Genomic DNA, 18,098 nt, shown 5'->3' on the forward strand with positions numbered 1-18,098 from the left:
GATGACCGAGCCCCTGCCCACGATCGTGCTCATCGGGCACGGCATGGTCGGCCAGCGCTACCTCGAAGCGCTCGCCGAGCGCGGGGTCACCGCCACGCACCGGATCACCGTGCTCTGCGAGGAGCCCCGGCCCGCCTACGACCGCGTGCACTTGACCTCGTACTTCTCCGGCAGCACCGCCGAGGACCTCTCCATGACCCCCGCCGGGTTCATGGAGGAGCACGGCATCGCCCTGCACCTCGACGACCCCGCCGAGCACATCGACCGGGCCGCCCGCACCGTCACCTCCCGCTCCGGGCAGGTGTTCCCGTACGACGTGCTGGTCCTGGCCACCGGCAGCTATCCCTTCGTGCCGCCCGTCCCCGGCAAGGACGCCCCCGGCTGCTTCGTCTACCGCACGATCGAGGACCTCCTCGCGATCGAGGAGTACGCGAAGACCCGGACCAGCGGCGCGGTCGTCGGCGGCGGGCTGCTCGGACTGGAGGCCGCAGGCGCCCTGCAGGGACTCGGCCTCACCACCCGCATCGTCGAGTTCGCCCCGCGGCTGATGCCCGTCCAGGTCGACGAGGGCGGCGGCGCCGCCCTGCTGCGCACCATCGAGTCCATGGGCCTGACCGTCCACACCGGGGTCGGCACCCAGGAGGTGGTGACCGGCGAGGACGGCTCCGTCAGCGGCATGCGGCTGTCCGACGGCTCCACCGTCGACACCGACCTCGTCGTCTTCTCCGCGGGGGTCCGCCCCCGCGACCAGCTGGCCCGTGACGCGGGGCTGGACGTCGGCGAGCGCGGCGGCATCGCGGTCGACGCCCGCTGCCGCACCTCCGACCCGCACGTCTACGCCATCGGCGAGTGCGCCCTCGCCGTCGACGGCCGGGTCTACGGCCTGGTCGCCCCCGGTTACGAGATGGCCGAGACCGCCGCCGACGATCTGCTGGGACGGGAGAAGGAGTTCACCGGGGCCGACCTCTCCACCAAGCTCAAGCTGCTCGGCGTGGACGTGGCCTCCTTCGGCGACGCCCACGGCCACGCCCCCGGCAGCCTCGACGTCGTCTGGTCGGACTCCCGGTCCGGCGTCTACAAGAAGCTGGTCGTCTCCCCCGACGGAGTCCTCCTCGGCGGGGTCCTGGTCGGCGACGCGGACTCGTACGGGCTGCTGCGCCCGCTCACCGGCAGCGTGCCGCCGGTCGCCCCCGAGCAGCTGGTGCTGCCCGCCGGGGTCGGCGCGCCCGTCGCGCTCGGCCCGTCCTCCCTCCCCGACCACGCCGTGATCTGCTCCTGCCACAACGTCACGAAGAAGGCCATCGCCGCCTGCGCCACCCTCGCCGAGGTCAAGAAGTGCACCAAGGCGGGCACCGGCTGCGGAAGTTGCGTCAAGGTGATCGGCCAGCTGCTGCCGGCCGCCGCCGACAAGGGGCTCTGCGGCTGCTTCCCGTACACCCGCTCCGAGCTGTACGAGATCGTCCGCACCCGGCGGCTCACCTCGTACGAGCAGCTCCTCGACGGCCACGGCCGCCCGGAGGCCCGCGGCGGCGACGGCTGCGAGGTCTGCAAGCCCACCGTCGGCTCGATCATCGCCTCGCTCGCCCCGACCCTCGGCGCCAGCGGCTACGTCCTGGACGGGGAGCAGGCCGCCCTCCAGGACACCAACGACCACTTCCTGGCGAACATGCAGCGCAACGGCTCGTACTCGGTCGTCCCGCGCATCCCCGGCGGTGAGATCACCCCCGACAAGCTGATCGTGATCGGCGAGGTGGCCCGCGACTTCGGCCTCTACACGAAGATCACCGGCGGTCAGCGGATCGACCTCTTCGGGGCGAGCGTGGACCAGCTCCCGCGGATCTGGGCGCGGCTCGTCGACGCCGGGTTCGAGTCCGGGCACGCGTACGGGAAGGCCCTGCGGACGGTGAAGTCCTGCGTGGGGCAGACCTGGTGCCGCTACGGGGTCCAGGACAGCGTCAGGATGGCCATCGACCTGGAGCTGCGCTACCGCGGACTGCGCGCCCCGCACAAGCTCAAGTCGGCCGTGTCCGGCTGCGCCCGCGAGTGCGCGGAGGCGCAGAGCAAGGACTTCGGGGTCATCGCGACGGCGAGCGGCTGGAACCTCTACGTGGGCGGGAACGGCGGGGCCACCCCGCGCCACGCCGACCTCCTGGCCCAGGACCTGTCGGACGCGGAACTGGTCCGGCTGATCGACCGGTTCCTGATGTTCTACATCCGCACCGCCGACCGGCTGGAGCGGACCTCCACCTGGCTGGAGCGGCTGGAGGGCGGCCTGGCGCACCTGCGGGACGTCGTCGTGCACGACTCGCTCGGGCTGTGCGCGGAGCTGGAGTCCCTGATGGCCGACCACGTGGCGCACTACCGGGACGAGTGGGCCGAGACGCTCCAGGACCCGGAGCGGCTGCGCCGGTTCGTGTCCTTCGTGAACGCGCCCGGCGCCCCCGACCCCACCGTGAAGTTCGTCCCCGAGCGCGACCAGGTCAAGCCCGACCTGGCCGTCCTGACCATAGGAGGTGCCGTCCGATGACCGTGGAACTGCAAGTGGCGCAGGGCTGGCTGACGGTGTGCGAGCTGTCCTCGCTGATCCCCGGGCGCGGGGTGGCGGCCCTGCTGCCCGACGGGAGCCAGGCCGCGGTGTTCGTCGACCGCGCGGGGCGCCCGTACGCCATCGGCAACCAGGACCCCTTCACCGGGGCGCACGTGCTCTCGCGGGGGCTGGTGGGGGCCGTGGCGGGCCGGCCGTTCGTGGCCTCGCCGCTGTTGAAGCAGCGCTTCGACCTGGAGTCGGGGCGCTGCCTGGACGACGAGGAGGTGGCGGTCCGGACCTACCCGGTGCGGACCGCCGCGACCTCCTGACCACGTGGTGCGGGGCGGTCAGCCCTGGACCATGGACGGGTCCATCCACATGATCTCCCAGGTGTGGCCGTCGAGGTCGTCGAAGGCGCGGCCGTACATGACGCCGTGGTCCTGGGCGGGGCGGGGTTCGGTGGCGCCGGCCGCCAGGGCCCCGTCCACCAGCTCGTCGACGGCGGTGCGGCTGGGGGCGCTCAGACAGAGCAGCACCTCGGAGGTCTTCGTCGCGTCCGCGATCTCCTTGTGGGTGAAGTCCTTGTACCGGTCCTCGGTCAGGAGCATCGCGACGATGGTGTCGCTGATGACCATCGAGGCGCAGTTCTCGTCGGTGAACTGGGCGTTGAAGGTGTAGCCCAGCTTGCCCCAGAAGGTCTTGCTGGCCTCCAGGTCCTTGACCGGCAGGTTGACGAAGATCATGGTGGCGGACATCGAGGTCTCTCTTCTCTCGGGTGCGGTGCTCGGTGCTCGGTGCTCGGTGCTCGGTGCTCGGTGCTCGGTGCTCGGTGCTCGGTGCTCGGTGCTCGGTGCTCGGTGCTCGGTGCTCGGTGCTCGGTGCTTTCGAGAGGTAGACCGGGAGGCCCCGGGAAACTCATCGCTCCCCGTGAATCTTTTTTGAGATTTCACGAAACCGCAGGTCAGGGCGCTGAACGCAGCTCCAGTGAGGCAAGCGGCACGAAGCCCACCCGCCCCTGGCCGCTCAGCGACCCCGCTCCCGGAGGCCGGCGATCCGGGCGGCCCGGTGTCCCGAAGTCCCTCCTCGGGGATTGAACTCGCAGCGGTCGCCCGTGCGTAATGAGGAATTGGGGTCACGTCAATTCGGTGCCCCTAGGTTCCTCGACGCGTGCGACCCCGCGCTCGACCGGGTGCGGGGGGCCTTCCTCCCACAGGAGTGACCGTGGAACGTCGTACCTTCCTGCGCGGCGCCGTCATCGGCTCGTCGGCCGCCGCCTTCGGCGGCACCTTGATGCACGGAGCCGCTTACGCGGCGCCCGCGCAGCCCGGCGCCGGACCCTACGGGGCGCTCGGCGCGGCGGACGCCAACGGCATCATGCTCCCCAGCGGTTTCAGCAGCCGGGTGATCGCCCGCTCGGGCCAGACCGTCAGCGGCACCTCGTACACCTGGCACAACGCCCCCGACGGCGGCGCGTGTTTCGCCGACGGCTCGGGCTGGATCTACGTGTCCAACTCGGAGATCAACCCCTCCGGCGGGGCGAGCGCGGTGAAGTTCAACTCGTCCGGCACCGTCACCGGCGCCTACCGGATCCTCTCCAACACCCGGCAGAACTGTGCGGGCGGCAAGACCCCGTGGAGCACCTGGCTGTCCTGCGAGGAGGTCGACCGCGGCTTCGTCTACGAGACCGACCCGTACGGCGTGAACGCGTCCGTACAGCGCCCCGCGCTGGGCCGTTTCAAGCACGAGGCGGCCGCCGCCGACCCGGTGCGCCAGGTGATCTACCTGACCGAGGACGAGACGAGCGGCTGCTTCTACCGGTTCATCCCGACCACCTGGGGCAACCTCTCCTCCGGCACCCTCCAGGTCCTCAAGGCCGGCACCGCCGCCTCGGGCTCCTTCACCTGGGCCAACGTCCCCGACCCGGACGGCTCGCCGACCGCGACCCGCAGCCAGGTGTCCGGCTCGAAGAAGTTCAACGGCGGCGAGGGCTGCCACTACGCCAACGACACGGTCTGGTTCACCACCAAGGGCGACAACCGCGTCTGGCAGCTCAACCTCACGAACAACACGTACGAGCTGGCCTACGACGACTCCCTCGTCCCCGGCGGGGCCGCCCCGCTGACGGGCGTCGACAACGTCACCGGATCCTCCTTCGGCGACCTGTACGTCGCCGAGGACGGCGGCACCATGGAGATCTGCGTGATCACCCCGGACGACGTGGTGGCGCCCTTCCTGCGGATCACCGGCCAGTCCTCCTCGGAGATTGCCGGCCCGGCCTTCTCCCCGGCCGGCAACCGCCTCTACTTCTCCAGCCAGCGCGGCACCACCGGCAGCTCCTCCGCCGGCATCACGTACGAGGTCACGGGCCCGTTCCGCGTCTGAGGCGCGGGGCGCAGCCCCGCTCTTCAGCCCCGCCGGCGTTTGAGGCGCGGGGTCTGGGGCGGAGCCCCAGGAGGCGGCGCCGCACCCGCACAACCGGCCGCACCCCGACGGGTCCAAGCCCGCCGGGGTGCGGCCCCGTCATGAGGCGGCGGCCCCGTCACGAGGCGACGGCCCCACCCTTGAGCAGCGCAGCGCCCAGCGGCGTCACCGTGTGCAGCACCGCGTTCCCCCGCCGCAGCGTGGTGACCAGCCCCGCCTCCCGCATCACACACGCGTGCTGACTCGCCGAGGCCAGCGAGACCCCGGCCCGGCGGGCCAGTTCACTGGTGGTCGCCCCGTCCCCTATGGCCCGCAGCACCACCGACCGGGTGTGCCCCACCAGCTTGCCCAGGGTGCGCTGGCGCTGCTCCTCCACGGGCCGCGCCGCCTCACCCCCCGCCGGCGCCGAGGCCAACTGCGCCGCCGCCGGATAGACCAGCACCGGCGCCAGCTCCGGATCGTGCAGCGTCACCGCGGTGCGCCGGCAGAAGAACGACGGCTGGAGCAGCAGCCCGCGCCCCCGCAGCCGTACGTCCCGGTCCACCGGGTAGTCGCACTCCAGCACCGGCGCCCGCCAGCGCAGCATCGGCGGCAGGGAGGCCAGCAGTTCGTCCGCGCCCCCGTCCAGCAGGGCCCGTCCGCGCGCGGCCCGCTCGGCCTCGATCTGGGCCTGGATGTGCGTCCAGTAGGGCTCCACGGCCGCCCGGTGGTAGGCGCGCAGCTCGCCCATCAGCCTCGGCAGGTGCTTGGCTCCGCCGTCCGTGAACTCCCGTAGGCGCGGCGTCATCGCCGCACCGGCAGCCAGCAGCTGCAGCTCGTGCCGCATGCGCTCGGGACGGATCCCGCGCAGCGCGTCGAGGCCCACGTCCCACCCGTACTGCCCCTCCACAGGGGTCAAGAAATCGGGAAAATAACCACGGCTCGGTATGAGCGTACCGAGCGTGCGTGTTTCACTATTCAACCTGCTCCGGGTTTCCGTACGCCATTCACCGAACAACCGGGCATCGCGCCGGTCTCTTAAGCGGTGAAAGCTGAGAATCGTTTCCCACAACGCATCGGGACGCCCTGCCATCCGTACGCGTGCCAGGTCCACTCCAGTGAAATGGATACGCAGCACCGAACCCCCACCTGTGCAACCGCAATCCCCCCGCCCCATGAGTATGCATGCCGTCACACGTGGTCACCACGCCCTTTCGGCCACAGTTGAAACCCCTTTCGGCAGGGGCGTGACAACCGAAATCCTGTACTCCGCCGGGCACACTCCGATGCGACCGAAACGCTCCGCGAAGGCCGTGGGGGGCTTTGCGGGGCCTGGCGGTCGGTCGCACGGGAAGCGCCGACGTGCCCGGCAGAATGACAGCGGCGGTGGACGGGTGGGGATCCGTCCACCGCCTGCTGGCGTAAAGGTTTGTTGAACAACGGAAATAGGCGCGCCCGCCGCCGGGCAGTCAGGGAACCCGGGGGCAGGCGCGGTCTATGGGAGCCCTTCGCAGGGCCGGGGGTCAGCGGCTGTCGCTGCCCTTCGCCTCGGCGGCCGCGCGACCGGCCTCCAGGCGCGCCACCGGAATCCGGAAGGGCGAGCAGGAGACGTAGTCGAGGCCGACCTCGTGGAAGAAGTGGACGGACTCGGGGTCGCCGCCGTGCTCACCGCAGACGCCGAGCTTGAGGTCGGGACGGGTGGCCCGGCCCTGCTCGACCGCGTGGCGGACGAGCGAGCCGACGCCGTCCTTGTCGATGGTCTCGAAGGGCGAGACCCCGAAGATGCCCTTCTCCAGGTACGCGGTGAAGAAGCTGGCCTCGACGTCGTCGCGGGAGAAGCCCCACACCGTCTGGGTCAGGTCGTTCGTACCGAAGGAGAAGAACTGCGCGGCCTCGGCGATCTGGGCGGCCGTCAGGGCGGCGCGCGGCAGCTCGATCATGGTGCCGATGGACAGCTTGAGGCTGGTGCCGGTGGCGGCCTCGACCTCGGCGATGACCTGGACGGCCTCCTCGCGGACGATCTCCAGCTCCTGGACGGTGCCCACGAGCGGGACCATGATCTCGGCGCGGGGGTCGCCCTTGGCGTTCTTGCGCTCGGCCGCGGCCTCGGCGATCGCCCGGACCTGCATCTTGAACAGGCCGGGGATGACCAGGCCGAGGCGGACGCCGCGCAGACCCAGCATCGGGTTCTGCTCGTGCAGCTTGTGCACGGCCTGGAGCAGGCGCAGGTCGTTCTCGTTGGCGTCCTGGCGGGACTCGGCGAGGGCTACGCGCACCGACAGCTCGGTGATGTCGGGCAGGAACTCGTGCAGCGGCGGGTCGAGGAGGCGGACGGTGACGGGCAGGCCGTCCATCGCCTCGAACAGCTCGACGAAGTCCTTCTTCTGCAGCGGCAGGAGGGCACTCAGTGCCTCCTCGCGCTCGCCGTCGGTGTCCGCGAGGATCAGTCGCTCCACCAGTTCGCGGCGCTCACCGAGGAACATGTGCTCGGTGCGGCACAGGCCGATGCCCTGGGCGCCGAAGCGGCGGGCGCGCAGCGCGTCCTCGGCGTTGTCGGCGTTGGCGCGCACCCGCAGGCGGCGGACGCGGTCCGCGTAGGCCATGATCCGGTGCACGGCGGCGACGAGCTCGTCGGCGTCGTCGGCGCCGGCGTGCATGCGGCCCTCGAAGTACTCGACGACCGGGGACGGTACGACGGGTACCTCACCCAGGTACACCTTGCCGGTGGAGCCGTCGATGGAGACGACGTCGCCCTCTTCGATGACCGTGTCGCCGACCGTCATGCGGCGGCGCTTGGTGTCGACGTCGAGCTCCTCGGCGCCGCAGACACAGGTCTTGCCCATGCCGCGGGCGACGACGGCCGCGTGCGAGGTCTTGCCGCCGCGCGAGGTCAGGATGCCCTCGGAGGCGATCATGCCGTCCAGGTCGTCCGGGTTGGTCTCGCGGCGGATCAGGATGACCTTCTCGCCGGAGCGGGACCACTTGACGGCCGTGTAGGAGTCGAAGACGGCCTTGCCGACGGCCGCACCCGGGGAGGCGGCGATGCCGCGGCCGAGCAGGGTGGTCTTGGCGCCCTCGTCGAAGCGCGGGAACATCAGCTGCGCCAGCTGGTGGCCGGTGACGCGCTGGAGGGCCTCGGCCTCGTCGATCAGGCCCTGGTCCACGAGCTGGGTGGCGATGCGGAAGGCGGCGCCGGCGGTGCGCTTGCCGACACGGGTCTGGAGCATCCACAGCTGGCCGCGCTCGATGGTGAACTCGATGTCGCAGAGATCCTTGTAGTGGTTCTCCAGCGTCGTCATGATCGTCATGAGCTGGTCGTACGAGGCCTTGTCGATGGCCTCCAGGTCCGCGAGCGGCACGGTGTTGCGGATACCCGCGACCACGTCCTCGCCCTGGGCGTTCTGGAGGTAGTCGCCGTAGACGCCCGCGTGGCCGCTGGCGGGGTCGCGGGTGAAGGCGACGCCGGTGCCGGAGTCGGGGCCCAGGTTGCCGAAGACCATGGAGCAGATGTTGACCGCGGTGCCCAGGTCGCTCGGGATGCGCTCCTGGCGGCGGTAGAGCTTGGCGCGGTCGGTGTTCCACGAGTTGAAGACGGCCTCGACGGCGAGGTCCATCTGCTCGCGGGCGTCCTGCGGGAACTCGCGGCCGGCTTCCTTCGCCACGATCTTCTTGAAGTGCTTGACCAGCTTCTTCAGGTCGGCGGCGTCGAGGTCGGTGTCGACGGTGACCTTCTTGGCGGCCTTGGCCTCGTCGAGGGCGTCCTCGAAGAGCTCGCCCTCGACGCCGAGGACGGTCTTGCCGAACATCTGGATGAGGCGGCGGTACGAGTCCCACGCGAAGCGCTCGTCACCGGCCTGGGAGGCAAGGCCGGTCACGGACTCGTCGGAGAGACCGATGTTCAGGACGGTGTCCATCATGCCGGGCATCGAGAACTTGGCGCCGGAGCGGACGGAGACCAGCAGCGGGTCGTCCGACTGTCCGAGCTTCTTGCCCATCTTCGCCTCGAGGGCCGCAAGGTGGGCGCTGACCTCTTCGCGCAGCGCGGCCGGGGCCGTGCCGCTCTCGAGGTAGACCTTGCAGGCCTCGGTGGTGATGGTGAAGCCGGGAGGGACCGGCAGACCCAGGTTGGTCATCTCGGCGAGGTTGGCTCCCTTGCCGCCGAGAAGGTCTTTGAGGTCGCGGTTTCCCTCGGTGAAGTCGTAGACGAACTTCTGATCTTTGTTTTCCGACACGGGTCTCGACTCCTCGAGGCTCGGTGGCTGCCCTGACGGCCAGGAACATACCCAGATCGAAGGCTTCTGGGTACGTCCACTTGGTCGTCATACGGCTGTAACCACCCGTGCGCCAGCAGATCGAAAGTAACTCATGGGTAATCAGAAAGTACCAACAGCCTTCACCTCTCGAAGGGGGAGGGGGATCCTGAGGCCTGATCACGCTCGGATGAGCGATCATCGATCCATTTGCATTCAAGAGTTGAACGCACAAAGGGTGGCACCCAGTGCCACCCTTTGAAAGTCTTACCCGTGACTTCAGTGCTCATATGAGCGAAACCCTTCCCATGCGTGGCGTATATCACGCGCCACGGAGGGCGATTTGTCAGCCTCCGGAGGTGTCCAGTTCAGCGCCCTCGCTCACACCCGCGCAGTCGTACGGGTCCTTCAGCCAGCCGTCCGGCAGGACAACTCGGTTGTTTCCGGACGTCCGGCCGCGCGGGCCGTCCGCACTCTCGGGCCACGCCTGGTCCAGGTCCAGCTCGCTCAGATGAGCGTCCAGCTCTGCCAGCGAAGAAGTGACCGCGAGCTTCTTGCGCATCTCGGACCCGACCGAGAACCCCTTCAGGTACCAGGCCACGTGCTTACGGAAGTCGATCACCCCGCGCGCCTCGTCGCCGATCCACTCACCCAGCAGCTGTGCGTGCCGGTGCATGGTGGCCGCGACCTCGCGCAGCGTCGGCTTGTGGAAGTCCTCCGGGCGGCCCTCGAAGGCCGCCACCAGGTCGTTGAACAGCCACGGCCGCCCCAGGCAGCCGCGGCCCACCACCACGCCGTCGCAGCCGGTCTCGCGGACCATGCGCAGGGCGTCCTCGGCGCACCAGATGTCGCCGTTGCCGAGCACCGGGATCTCCGGCACGTGCTCCTTGAGCCGCGCGATGGCGTCCCAGTCGGCGGTGCCGCCGTAGTGCTGGGCCGTGGTCCGCCCGTGCAGGGCTATGGCGGTGACCCCCTCCTCGACGGCGATCCGGCCGGCGTCGAGGTAGGTGAGGTGGTCGTCGTTGATGCCCTTGCGCATCTTCATGGTCACCGGCAGGTCGCCGGCGCCGGCGACGGCCTCGCGGAGGATCGCGCGGAGCAGGTTGCGCTTGTACGGGAGGGCCGAGCCGCCGCCCTTGCGGGTGACCTTGGGGACCGGGCAGCCGAAGTTGAGGTCGATGTGGTCGGCGCGGTCCTCTTCGACGATCATCCGGACGGCCTTGCCGACCGTCGCCGGGTCCACCCCGTACAGCTGAATCGAGCGGGGCTTCTCGGTCTCGTCGAAGTGGATCAGCTGCATGGTCTTCTCGTTGCGCTCGACCAGGGCGCGGGTCGTGATCATCTCGCTCACGAACAGCCCCTTGCCGCCCGAGAACTCCCGGCAGAGGGTACGGAACGGGGCATTGGTGATGCCGGCCATGGGCGCGAGCACCACCGGGGGCTGCACGGTGTGCGGGCCGATCGCGAGAGGCGGAGGGAGCGTGGTCATCCGCCCATTGTCCCGCATGCCGAGGGGGTGGGGCAGACGTAGCATCGGCGGCATGATCGAGTCGAGTCCCCGGCAGCGCATGCTCGTCCTGGCGATCTGCTGCATGAGCCTGCTGATCGTCAGCCTCGACAACACCGTGCTCAACGTCGCGCTCCCGTCGATGCGCCGTGAACTCGACGCCTCGGTCGCGGGGCTGCAGTGGACCATCGACGCGTACACCCTGGTCCTGGCCTCGCTGCTGATGCTCGCGGGCTCCACGGCCGACCGGATCGGCCGCCGCAAGGTGTTCGTGGCCGGCCTGCTGGCCTTCACCGCCGGCTCCCTGCTGTGCTCGCTCGCCCCCAGCCTCGGCTGGCTCATCGTCTTCCGGATGGTGCAGGCGATCGGCGGCGCGATGCTCAACCCGGTGGCGATGTCGATCATCACCAACACCTTCACCGATCCGGCCGAGCGGGCCCGGGCCATCGGCGTGTGGGGCGCGGTCGGGGGCGTCTCCATGGCCGCGGGGCCCCTGATCGGCGGAGTGCTGGTGGACTCCGTGGGCTGGCGCTCGATCTTCCTGATCAACCTGCCGATCGGTCTGGCCGCGCTCGTGCTGACCCTGCGCCACATCCCCGAGTCCCGGGCGGCCCGGCCTCGGCGTCCGGACCCGGTGGGCCAGGTGCTGGTCATCGCACTGCTCGGCAGTCTGACGTACGGGATCATCGAGGCCCCGGCGGCCGGCTGGCGCTCGCCGCTGATCATGGGGTGCGCGGTGGTGGCGGTCGCCTCGCTCGTGGGGCTGCTGGTCTACGAGCCCCGGCGCGAGGACCCCCTGATCGATCTCCGGTTCTTCCGGAGTGCGCCCTTCAGCGGCTCGACCGTGATCGCGATCAGCGCCTTCGCCGGACTGGCCGGCTTCCTCTTCCTGAACACGCTGTACCTCCAGGACGTACGGGGGCTCAGCGCCCTGCACGCCGGGCTCTACATGCTGCCGATGGCGGCGCTGACCGTCCTCTTCGCGCCGCTGGCGGGGCGGCTGGTGGGCAGCCGGGGGCCGCGGATCTGCCTGCTGATCGCGGGCGTGGCGATGGCGGCGAGCGGGCTGCTGTTCGCCCTGTTCGAGGCCGAGACGTCCAACCCGCTCCTGTTCACCGGGTACGTCCTGTTCGGGCTCGGCTTCGGCATGGTGAACGCGCCGATCACCAATACGGCGGTATCGGGGATGCCGCGCTCCCAGGCGGGCGTCGCGGCCGCCATCGCCTCGACCAGCCGGCAGACCGGCGGCACGCTGGGCGTCGCGGTCATCGGCTCGGTCCTGGCGGCGGGGCTGGCCGGCGGCTCCGACTTCTCCGGGGCCGCGCAGCCGGCCTGGTGGATCATCACGCTGTGCGGACTGGCGGTGCTGGTCGTGGGTGCGGTGACGAGCGGGAACTGGGCCCGCGCGACGGCGGAGCGCACGGCCCGCACCCTGGAGGAGCCCGTCAGTCCGTCCGCGACCGCGGGCTCGCCGCGCGCCTGACCGCGGGCATGGCCCCGCGGCCGGCCGGTGCGGCGCCTACTCGTCGCAGTTGAAGTCCTCAGCCGAGGTGTTGACCCGGTCGAGGAGGCCGCGCAGGAGCTCGCGCTCCTGGTCCGACAGCCCCGCGAAGATGCCGCCCTCGACCTCGTCGAGGGCGGCGTTCGTCTTGCGCAGGGCGGCCTCCCCGGCAGTGGTGATGGCCACGTTGTGACGGCGCCGGTCGGCCGGGTCCCGGCGGCGTTCGGCCAGGCCGTCGCCCTCCAGGTCGTTCAGGATCCCGACGAGCACGCTCGGGTCCACCTCCAGCCGCTCGGCGAGTGCCCGCTGGCTGATGGGGCCGCCCTCCAAGTGCATCAGCGTCATCGCGTGCCGCGGGGTGAGCCCGGCAGCGCTGAGCGCCCTCTTCATCCGGGTCTGGGTGACCGATCCGTGCCAGGCGAGCAGCAGGCCCAGCCGCTGCGGGGGGTGCGATCCGTCCTGATCTGCCGTCATGGTCCACATCGTAGCAATCTAGAAATGATTGCATTGGAGATATCATTGATGCTATTCAATGGTTTCACACTATCGACCATTGGAGACCTGCATGTTCATCGCCTACGCCGTTGTCGGCGGCCTGCTCGCCCTCGTCCTGGCCGCCTCCGCCACCTTCACCCTCCAGCGCAACGACCAGATCCTCGCCAGCATGCAGAAGGTCCAAGTCCCGGACTCGTGGCTGCCGCGACTGGCCACACTCAAGGCGGTCGGCGCGATCGGGCTGGTCGCCGGCCTGTGGGTGACGCCGCTCGGCGTGGCCGCCGCCATCGGCGTGACCCTCTACTTCATCGGCGCGGTCATCAGCCACCTGCGCGTCAAGGACTACGAACTCGCACCGGCGGCCGTTCTCGCCCTGGTCGCGGCGGCGGCCCTGGTTCTGCGGATCCTCTCGTGACGCTGACGAGTGACAGATATTGAAATCTGTCACCCGTCATGCCATTCTCGTTCCATGACGAAGAACGAGAACACGCAGACGACCACCCTCGGCAGCACCGGCCCCTCCGTCTTCCCGCTGGGGCTGGGCTGCATGGGGATGTCCGCCCTCTACGGGGAGGCCGACCGCGCCGAGTCCCTCGCGACCATCCACGCCGCCCTGGACGCGGGCGTCACGCTGCTCGACACCGGCGACTTCTACGGCATGGGCCATAACGAGCTGCTCATCAACGAAGCCCTGCGCACGGCGCCCGCCGCGGCCCGCGAGCAGGCGCTGACCAGCGTGAAGTTCGGCGCGCTGCGCACGGTGGAGGGCGGGTTCACCGGCTATGACGGGCGGCCCGAGGCCGTCAAGAACTTCCTGGCCTACTCGCTCCAGCGGCTCGGCCGGGACCACATCGACATCTACCGGATCGCCCGCGCGGACCCGGACGTGCCGATCGAGGAGAGCGTCGGGGCCATCGCCGAGGCGGTCGAGGCCGGGCACGTGCGCCACATCGGCCTGTCCGAGGTCGGTGCGGACACCCTGCGCCGGGCCGCCGCCGTGGCCCCGATCTCCGACCTCCAGATCGAGTACTCGCTGATCTCCCGCGGCATCGAGGACGAGATCCTGCCGACCGCCCGCGAGCTCGGCATCGGGATCACGGCGTACGGAGTGCTGTCCCGCGGCCTGATCAGCGGCCACTTCACCCGCGACCGCGCGCTGGCCCCGGGCGACTTCCGCGGTATGAGCCCCCGATTCCAGGGCGAGAACCTCGGCCGGAACCTCGACCTGGTCGACGCCCTGCGCAAGGTCTCCGAGGACAAGGGGGTGAGCGTCGCCCAGACCGCGATCGCCTGGGTGCTCGCCCAGGGCCCCCGGCACGGCGTGGACATCGTGCCGCTGGTGGGCGCCCGGCGCCGGGACCGGCTCGCCGAGGCACTGGGTGCCATGGACGTCACGTTCAGCGCCGCCGACCTGGCCGCCGTCGAGGAGGCCGTGCCCGCCGGGGCCGCAGCCGGAGCGAGGTACCCGGAGGCCCAGATGGCCCACCTCGACAGTGAACACTGAGCTGACGGTACGGTCGTACCCATGCCCCCCGCTGCCGCCGAGCCACTGACCCCCGAGCGCATCCTCGAAACCACCGAGGAGGTGCTGCGCCGCTTCGGCCCCACCAAGGCGACCGTGGTGGACGTGGCGCGCGCGCTCGGTGTCAGCCACGGCAGCGTGTACCGGCACTTCCCGTCGAAGGCGGCGCTGCGCGAGGCCGTCACGGACCGCTGGCTCGCCAAGAGCGTGGTCCTGCTGGAGGAGATCACCTCGGCGCCCGCCGAGAGCGCCCCCTCCAAGCTGGAGGCGTGGCTCGGTGCCCTCTTCGAGGCCAAGCGCCACAAGGCGGGCGCGGATCCGGAGCTGTTCGCGACCTACACCGTGCTGCTCGCCGAGAACAGCGGCGTGGTGGACACGCATCTGGCCGAGCTGATCGACCAGCTGGCCCGGATCATCGCGGAGGGCGTCGCCGCCGGGACGCTCGCCGCCGAGGACGTGCCGGCCGCCGCCCGGGCGGTCTTCGATGCCACCGGCCGCTTCCACGACCCGCAGTACGCGGCCGACTGGCTCTCACCCACGATCTTCACGGAGTTCGAGGCGGTCACCACACTGGTCATCCGGGGCCTGCGCGCCTGACCTCCCGCCCGCTCGGGGGCCGCGACCGCCATCGGCTGGATCCTGACCATCGGCCTCAACGTGGTCGCGCCGATCACCACGTACAACACTCTGGTCGACGACCACGGCTGGAGCGAGTTCTCGGCGCTGCTCCTCAGCAGCGCCTGGCCGGTGCTCGACAGTGCCATCAGCGTTGCCTGGCACTTCAAGCTCGACGAATTCGCCGTGGTCACCCTGGTGTTCATAGTGATCACGGCCGGGGTCTCCCTCGTCGGTGACCCCTCGGCGCGGGCTCTGCTGGTCAAGGACTCCGCCGTGACCGGGCTGTTCGGGCTGCTCTGCCTGTCCACGCTGCTGGCGCCGCGTCCGCTGATGTTCTACTTCGGCCGCAAGTTCGCCACGGACGGCACTCCCGAGAGCACCGCCTGGTGGAACGGCCTGTGGCAGTACGAGGGCTTCCGGACCACGATGACCAGGATGACCCTGGTCTGGGGCGTCGCGTACGTCATCGAGGCCGCCGTCCGCATCGCCCTCGCCTACACGCTGAGCACCAAGACCATGGTGACCCTCAGCCCGATCATGATTTACGGAGTGCTCGGCGCTCTGGGCGTGTGGACCGCCCTGTACGGCAAGCGCTCCCAGGCGGAGGGCGAGCGCCGGGCCGCCGAGGCAGCCGCAGCGGAGGCCGGGGGCTCCGCGGCCTGATCCGCCGCAGAAGACGAAAGACCGGTGGCCCGGTGCGCTTGTCGCGCACCGGGCCACCGGTCTTCGTGCGTCCTGGCCTAGCAGCCGAGCAGGCGGCTGCCGAGGTAGGTCTGGATCTGGTCCAGGGAGACGCGCTCCTGCTTCATGGTGTCGCGCTCGCGCACGGTCACCGCGTTGTCGTCCAGGGTGTCGAAGTCGACGGTGACGCAGAACGGCGTACCGATCTCGTCCTGGCGGCGGTAGCGGCGGCCGATGGCGCCCGCGTCGTCGAACTCGATGTTCCAGAACTTGCGCAGGTCGGCGGCGAGGCCCTTGGCCTTCGGCGACAGCTGCGGGTTGCGGGACAGCGGCAGGACGGCGACCTTGATCGGCGCCAGGCGCGGGTCGAAGCGCATCACGGTGCGCTTCTCCATGACGCCCTTGGCGTTCGGGGCCTCGTCCTCGACGTACGCGTCGAGCATGAAGGCGAGCATGGCGCGGTTCACACCGGCCGCCGGCTCGATGACGTACGGGGTGTAGCGCTCCTTCGACTCCTGGTCGAAGTACACGAGGTCCTGGCCGGAGGCGGCGGAGTGGGCCTTGAGGTCGAAGTCGGTGCGGTTGGCGATGCCTTCGAGCTCGGAGAACTCATTGCCACCGAAGTTGAAGCGGTACTCGATGTCGGCGGTGCGCTTCGAGTAGTGGGACAGCTTCTCCTTCGGGTGGTCGAACCAGCGGATGTTCTCCTCGCGGATGCCGAGGTCGCGGTACCAGTTCCACCGCTCCTGCATCCAGTACTCCTGCCACTGCTCGTCCTCGCCCGGCTTGACGAAGAACTCCATCTCCATCTGCTCGAACTCGCGCGTGCGGAAGATGAAGTTGCCGGGGGTGATCTCGTTGCGGAAGGACTTGCCCATCTGCGCGATGCCGAAGGGCGGCTTCTTGCGCGAAGTGGTCTGGACCTGGGCGAAGTTGGTGAAGATGCCCTGGGCGGTCTCGGGGCGCAGGTAGGCCTTGGAGCCGGTGTCCTGGGTCGGGCCGAGGTGCGTCTCCAGCATGCCGGAGAACTGCTTGGGCTCGGTGAACTGGCCCTTCACACCACAGTGGGGGCAGTTGATGTCGGCGAGGCCGTTGGCGGGCAGGCGGCCGTGCTTGGCCTCGTACGCCTCTTCAAGGTGGTCCGCGCGGTGCCGCTTGTGACAGGCGGTGCACTCGGTCAGCGGGTCCGAGAAGGTCGCGACGTGACCGGAGGCCACCCACACCTCGGGAGCCAGGATCACGGACGAGTCGATGCCGACGATGTCCTCACGCCCGGTCACCATCGCCTTCCACCACTGGCGCTTGATGTTCTCCTTGAGCTCGACACCCAGCGGGCCGTAATCCCAGGCGGCCTTGGAGCCGCCGTAGATCTCACTGCACGGGAAAACGAAGCCACGGCGCTTGCTCAGGCTGACGATGGTGTCGATCTTGTCGGCGGCCACGGTGCTCTCTTCATTACGAGGACGAACGGCGAAGTCTTTAGGTTACCGGCGCCCGCACCCCCCCTTTCAAATCGGATCCCCCTTCACGGCCGCCCGCCCGGCCTCCCCACCAGGCTTTTTGACAACCGTTTCCATTTTTGATGAAAATGGATGTCATGAACGTACGACGCCTCATACCCGCCGCCGCCCTCGCCGCAGCCGTCGCCCTCGGCGCCACGGCCCTCACCGCCTGCTCCGGAGCCGGCGCCACCGGCAGCAAGGACGGCAAGCTCGGCGTGACGGCGTCGTTCTACCCGCTGCAGTTCCTCGCCGAGCAGATCGGCAAGGACCACGTGAAGGTCTCCACCCTGACCAAGCCCGGTGTCGAACCGCACGACCTGGAGATCACCCCGCGGCAGACCGCGCAGCTCGGCGAGGCCGACGTGGTCCTCTACCTCAAGAGCCTGCAGCCCGCCGTCGACAAGGCCGTCGCCCAGTCCGGCGTGAAGAACGTCGTCGACGCCGCGACCCTCACCAAGCTGGAGGCCCACGCCGCCTCCGGCCACGACGAGGAGGGCCACGCCCACCAGGACGGCGACGAGCACGCCGGGGAGGCCGAGGGCCACAGCAACGGCGAGGCCGGCACGGACCCGCACGTCTGGCTCGACCCCGCCAAGTACGCGGAGATCGCCAAGGGTGTCGGCGCGGTCCTGGAGAAGGCCGACCCGGGCCACGCGGCGGACTACCGGAAGAACACCGACGAGCTGGTCGGCAAGCTGACCGCACTGGACACCGAGTTCAAGGACGGCCTGAAGAACACGGCTTCCAGGACCTTCATCACCACCCACTCCGCCTTCGGCCACCTCGCCGAGCGCTACGGCCTGGACCAGGAGGGCATCTCCGGCGTCGACCCCGAGTCCGAGCCGAGCCCGGCCCGGATGAAGGAGCTCCAGGAGGTCGCGAAGAAGGAGAACGTCTCCACCGTGTTCTTCGAGACCCTGGCCAGCGACAAGACCGCCAAGGTCCTCGCGACGGACACCGGCCTGAAGACGGACGTCCTCGACCCGCTCGAGGGAATCTCCGACAAGTCCCAGGGCGCTGACTACTTCGAGGTCATGCGGTCCAACCTGAAGAACCTCCAGAAGGCACTCGGTAGCAAGTGATGGCAGTAGCAGC

Annotated in this window: 15 protein-coding genes; 9 read left to right on the forward strand and 6 right to left on the reverse strand. The window is 69.9% G+C overall.

Going from position 1 to position 18,098, the window contains the following annotated elements:
• Window position 1: 1 nt before the first annotated feature.
• Together nirB and nirD are read left to right on the forward strand one after the other, a co-directional pair.
• Complete coding sequence (gene nirB, locus OG332_RS14845) at window positions 2-2,527, forward strand: nitrite reductase large subunit NirB (protein ID WP_327413929.1); 2,526 nt, start codon at window positions 2-4, stop codon at window positions 2,525-2,527.
• Complete coding sequence (gene nirD, locus OG332_RS14850) at window positions 2,524-2,856, forward strand: nitrite reductase small subunit NirD (RefSeq protein WP_327413930.1); 333 nt, start codon at window positions 2,524-2,526, stop codon at window positions 2,854-2,856. The genes nirB and nirD overlap by 4 nt, the downstream gene beginning before the upstream one ends.
• Before the next feature lie 18 nt (window positions 2,857-2,874).
• Here nirD and OG332_RS14855 read toward each other — a convergent pair whose 3' ends face one another.
• Window positions 2,875-3,282, reverse strand: a complete 408-nt coding sequence (locus OG332_RS14855) for a VOC family protein (RefSeq protein WP_327413931.1) — start codon at window positions 3,280-3,282, stop codon at window positions 2,875-2,877.
• A 466-nt stretch (window positions 3,283-3,748) separates the two neighbouring features.
• Between OG332_RS14855 and OG332_RS14860 the strand changes: the two genes are divergently transcribed.
• The gene (locus OG332_RS14860; RefSeq protein WP_327413932.1) at window positions 3,749-4,909 is read left to right on the forward strand and encodes an alkaline phosphatase PhoX; all 1,161 of its coding nucleotides are present in this window, start codon (window positions 3,749-3,751) and stop codon (window positions 4,907-4,909) included.
• 157 nt (window positions 4,910-5,066) lie between these two features.
• On the opposite strand, the gene OG332_RS14865 is transcribed toward OG332_RS14860, so the two are convergent.
• From OG332_RS14865 to dusB, 3 genes are all read right to left on the reverse strand, one after another.
• Window positions 5,067-6,065, reverse strand: coding sequence for an ArsR/SmtB family transcription factor (locus tag OG332_RS14865; RefSeq protein WP_327413933.1), 999 nt, complete (start codon window positions 6,063-6,065; stop codon window positions 5,067-5,069).
• A 385-nt stretch (window positions 6,066-6,450) separates the two neighbouring features.
• Complete coding sequence (gene ppdK / locus OG332_RS14870; RefSeq protein ID WP_327413934.1) at window positions 6,451-9,159, reverse strand: pyruvate, phosphate dikinase; 2,709 nt, start codon at window positions 9,157-9,159, stop codon at window positions 6,451-6,453.
• A 364-nt stretch (window positions 9,160-9,523) separates the two neighbouring features.
• Window positions 9,524-10,684, reverse strand: coding sequence for a tRNA dihydrouridine synthase DusB (gene dusB / locus OG332_RS14875; protein ID WP_327419228.1), 1,161 nt, complete (start codon window positions 10,682-10,684; stop codon window positions 9,524-9,526).
• 34 nt (window positions 10,685-10,718) lie between these two features.
• Between dusB and OG332_RS14880 the strand changes: the two genes are divergently transcribed.
• The gene (locus OG332_RS14880) at window positions 10,719-12,167 is read left to right on the forward strand and encodes an MFS transporter (RefSeq protein WP_327413935.1); all 1,449 of its coding nucleotides are present in this window, start codon (window positions 10,719-10,721) and stop codon (window positions 12,165-12,167) included.
• 36 nt (window positions 12,168-12,203) lie between these two features.
• Here OG332_RS14880 and OG332_RS14885 read toward each other — a convergent pair whose 3' ends face one another.
• On the reverse strand, window positions 12,204-12,659 hold the full coding sequence (locus OG332_RS14885; protein WP_327413936.1) for a MarR family winged helix-turn-helix transcriptional regulator: 456 nt from the start codon (window positions 12,657-12,659) through the stop codon (window positions 12,204-12,206).
• Between the two features lie 91 nt (window positions 12,660-12,750).
• Between OG332_RS14885 and OG332_RS14890 the strand changes: the two genes are divergently transcribed.
• The 4 genes from OG332_RS14890 to OG332_RS14905 are packed head-to-tail and all read left to right on the forward strand — an operon-like array spanning window position 12,751 to window position 15,483.
• Window positions 12,751-13,095: a DoxX family protein gene (locus tag OG332_RS14890; protein WP_327413937.1), complete on the forward strand. Its 345-nt coding sequence runs from the start codon at window positions 12,751-12,753 to the stop codon at window positions 13,093-13,095.
• A 54-nt stretch (window positions 13,096-13,149) separates the two neighbouring features.
• A complete protein-coding gene (locus OG332_RS14895; RefSeq protein WP_327413938.1) occupies window positions 13,150-14,184 on the forward strand; it encodes an aldo/keto reductase in 1,035 nt (344 codons plus the stop codon).
• A gap of 21 nt (window positions 14,185-14,205) precedes the next feature.
• Window positions 14,206-14,799 (forward strand): TetR family transcriptional regulator, encoded by a 594-nt coding sequence (locus tag OG332_RS14900; protein ID WP_327413939.1) that lies wholly within the window; start codon window positions 14,206-14,208, stop codon window positions 14,797-14,799.
• A gap of 48 nt (window positions 14,800-14,847) precedes the next feature.
• Window positions 14,848-15,483 carry a VC0807 family protein gene (locus tag OG332_RS14905; protein ID WP_327419229.1) on the forward strand — a complete coding sequence of 212 codons (636 nt, stop codon included), beginning with the start codon at window positions 14,848-14,850 and terminating at the stop codon, window positions 15,481-15,483.
• 77 nt (window positions 15,484-15,560) lie between these two features.
• Here OG332_RS14905 and OG332_RS14910 read toward each other — a convergent pair whose 3' ends face one another.
• Window positions 15,561-16,943: a glycine--tRNA ligase gene (locus OG332_RS14910; RefSeq protein WP_327413940.1), complete on the reverse strand. Its 1,383-nt coding sequence runs from the start codon at window positions 16,941-16,943 to the stop codon at window positions 15,561-15,563.
• Window positions 16,944-17,098: 155 nt separating this feature from the next.
• Between OG332_RS14910 and OG332_RS14915 the strand changes: the two genes are divergently transcribed.
• Window positions 17,099-18,085, forward strand: a complete 987-nt coding sequence (locus OG332_RS14915; protein WP_327413941.1) for a metal ABC transporter substrate-binding protein — start codon at window positions 17,099-17,101, stop codon at window positions 18,083-18,085.
• Window positions 18,086-18,098: the final 13 nt, after the last annotated feature.

Source organism: Streptomyces sp. NBC_01233, assembly GCF_035989305.1.
In the GTDB taxonomy this organism is placed as follows: domain Bacteria; phylum Actinomycetota; class Actinomycetes; order Streptomycetales; family Streptomycetaceae; genus Streptomyces.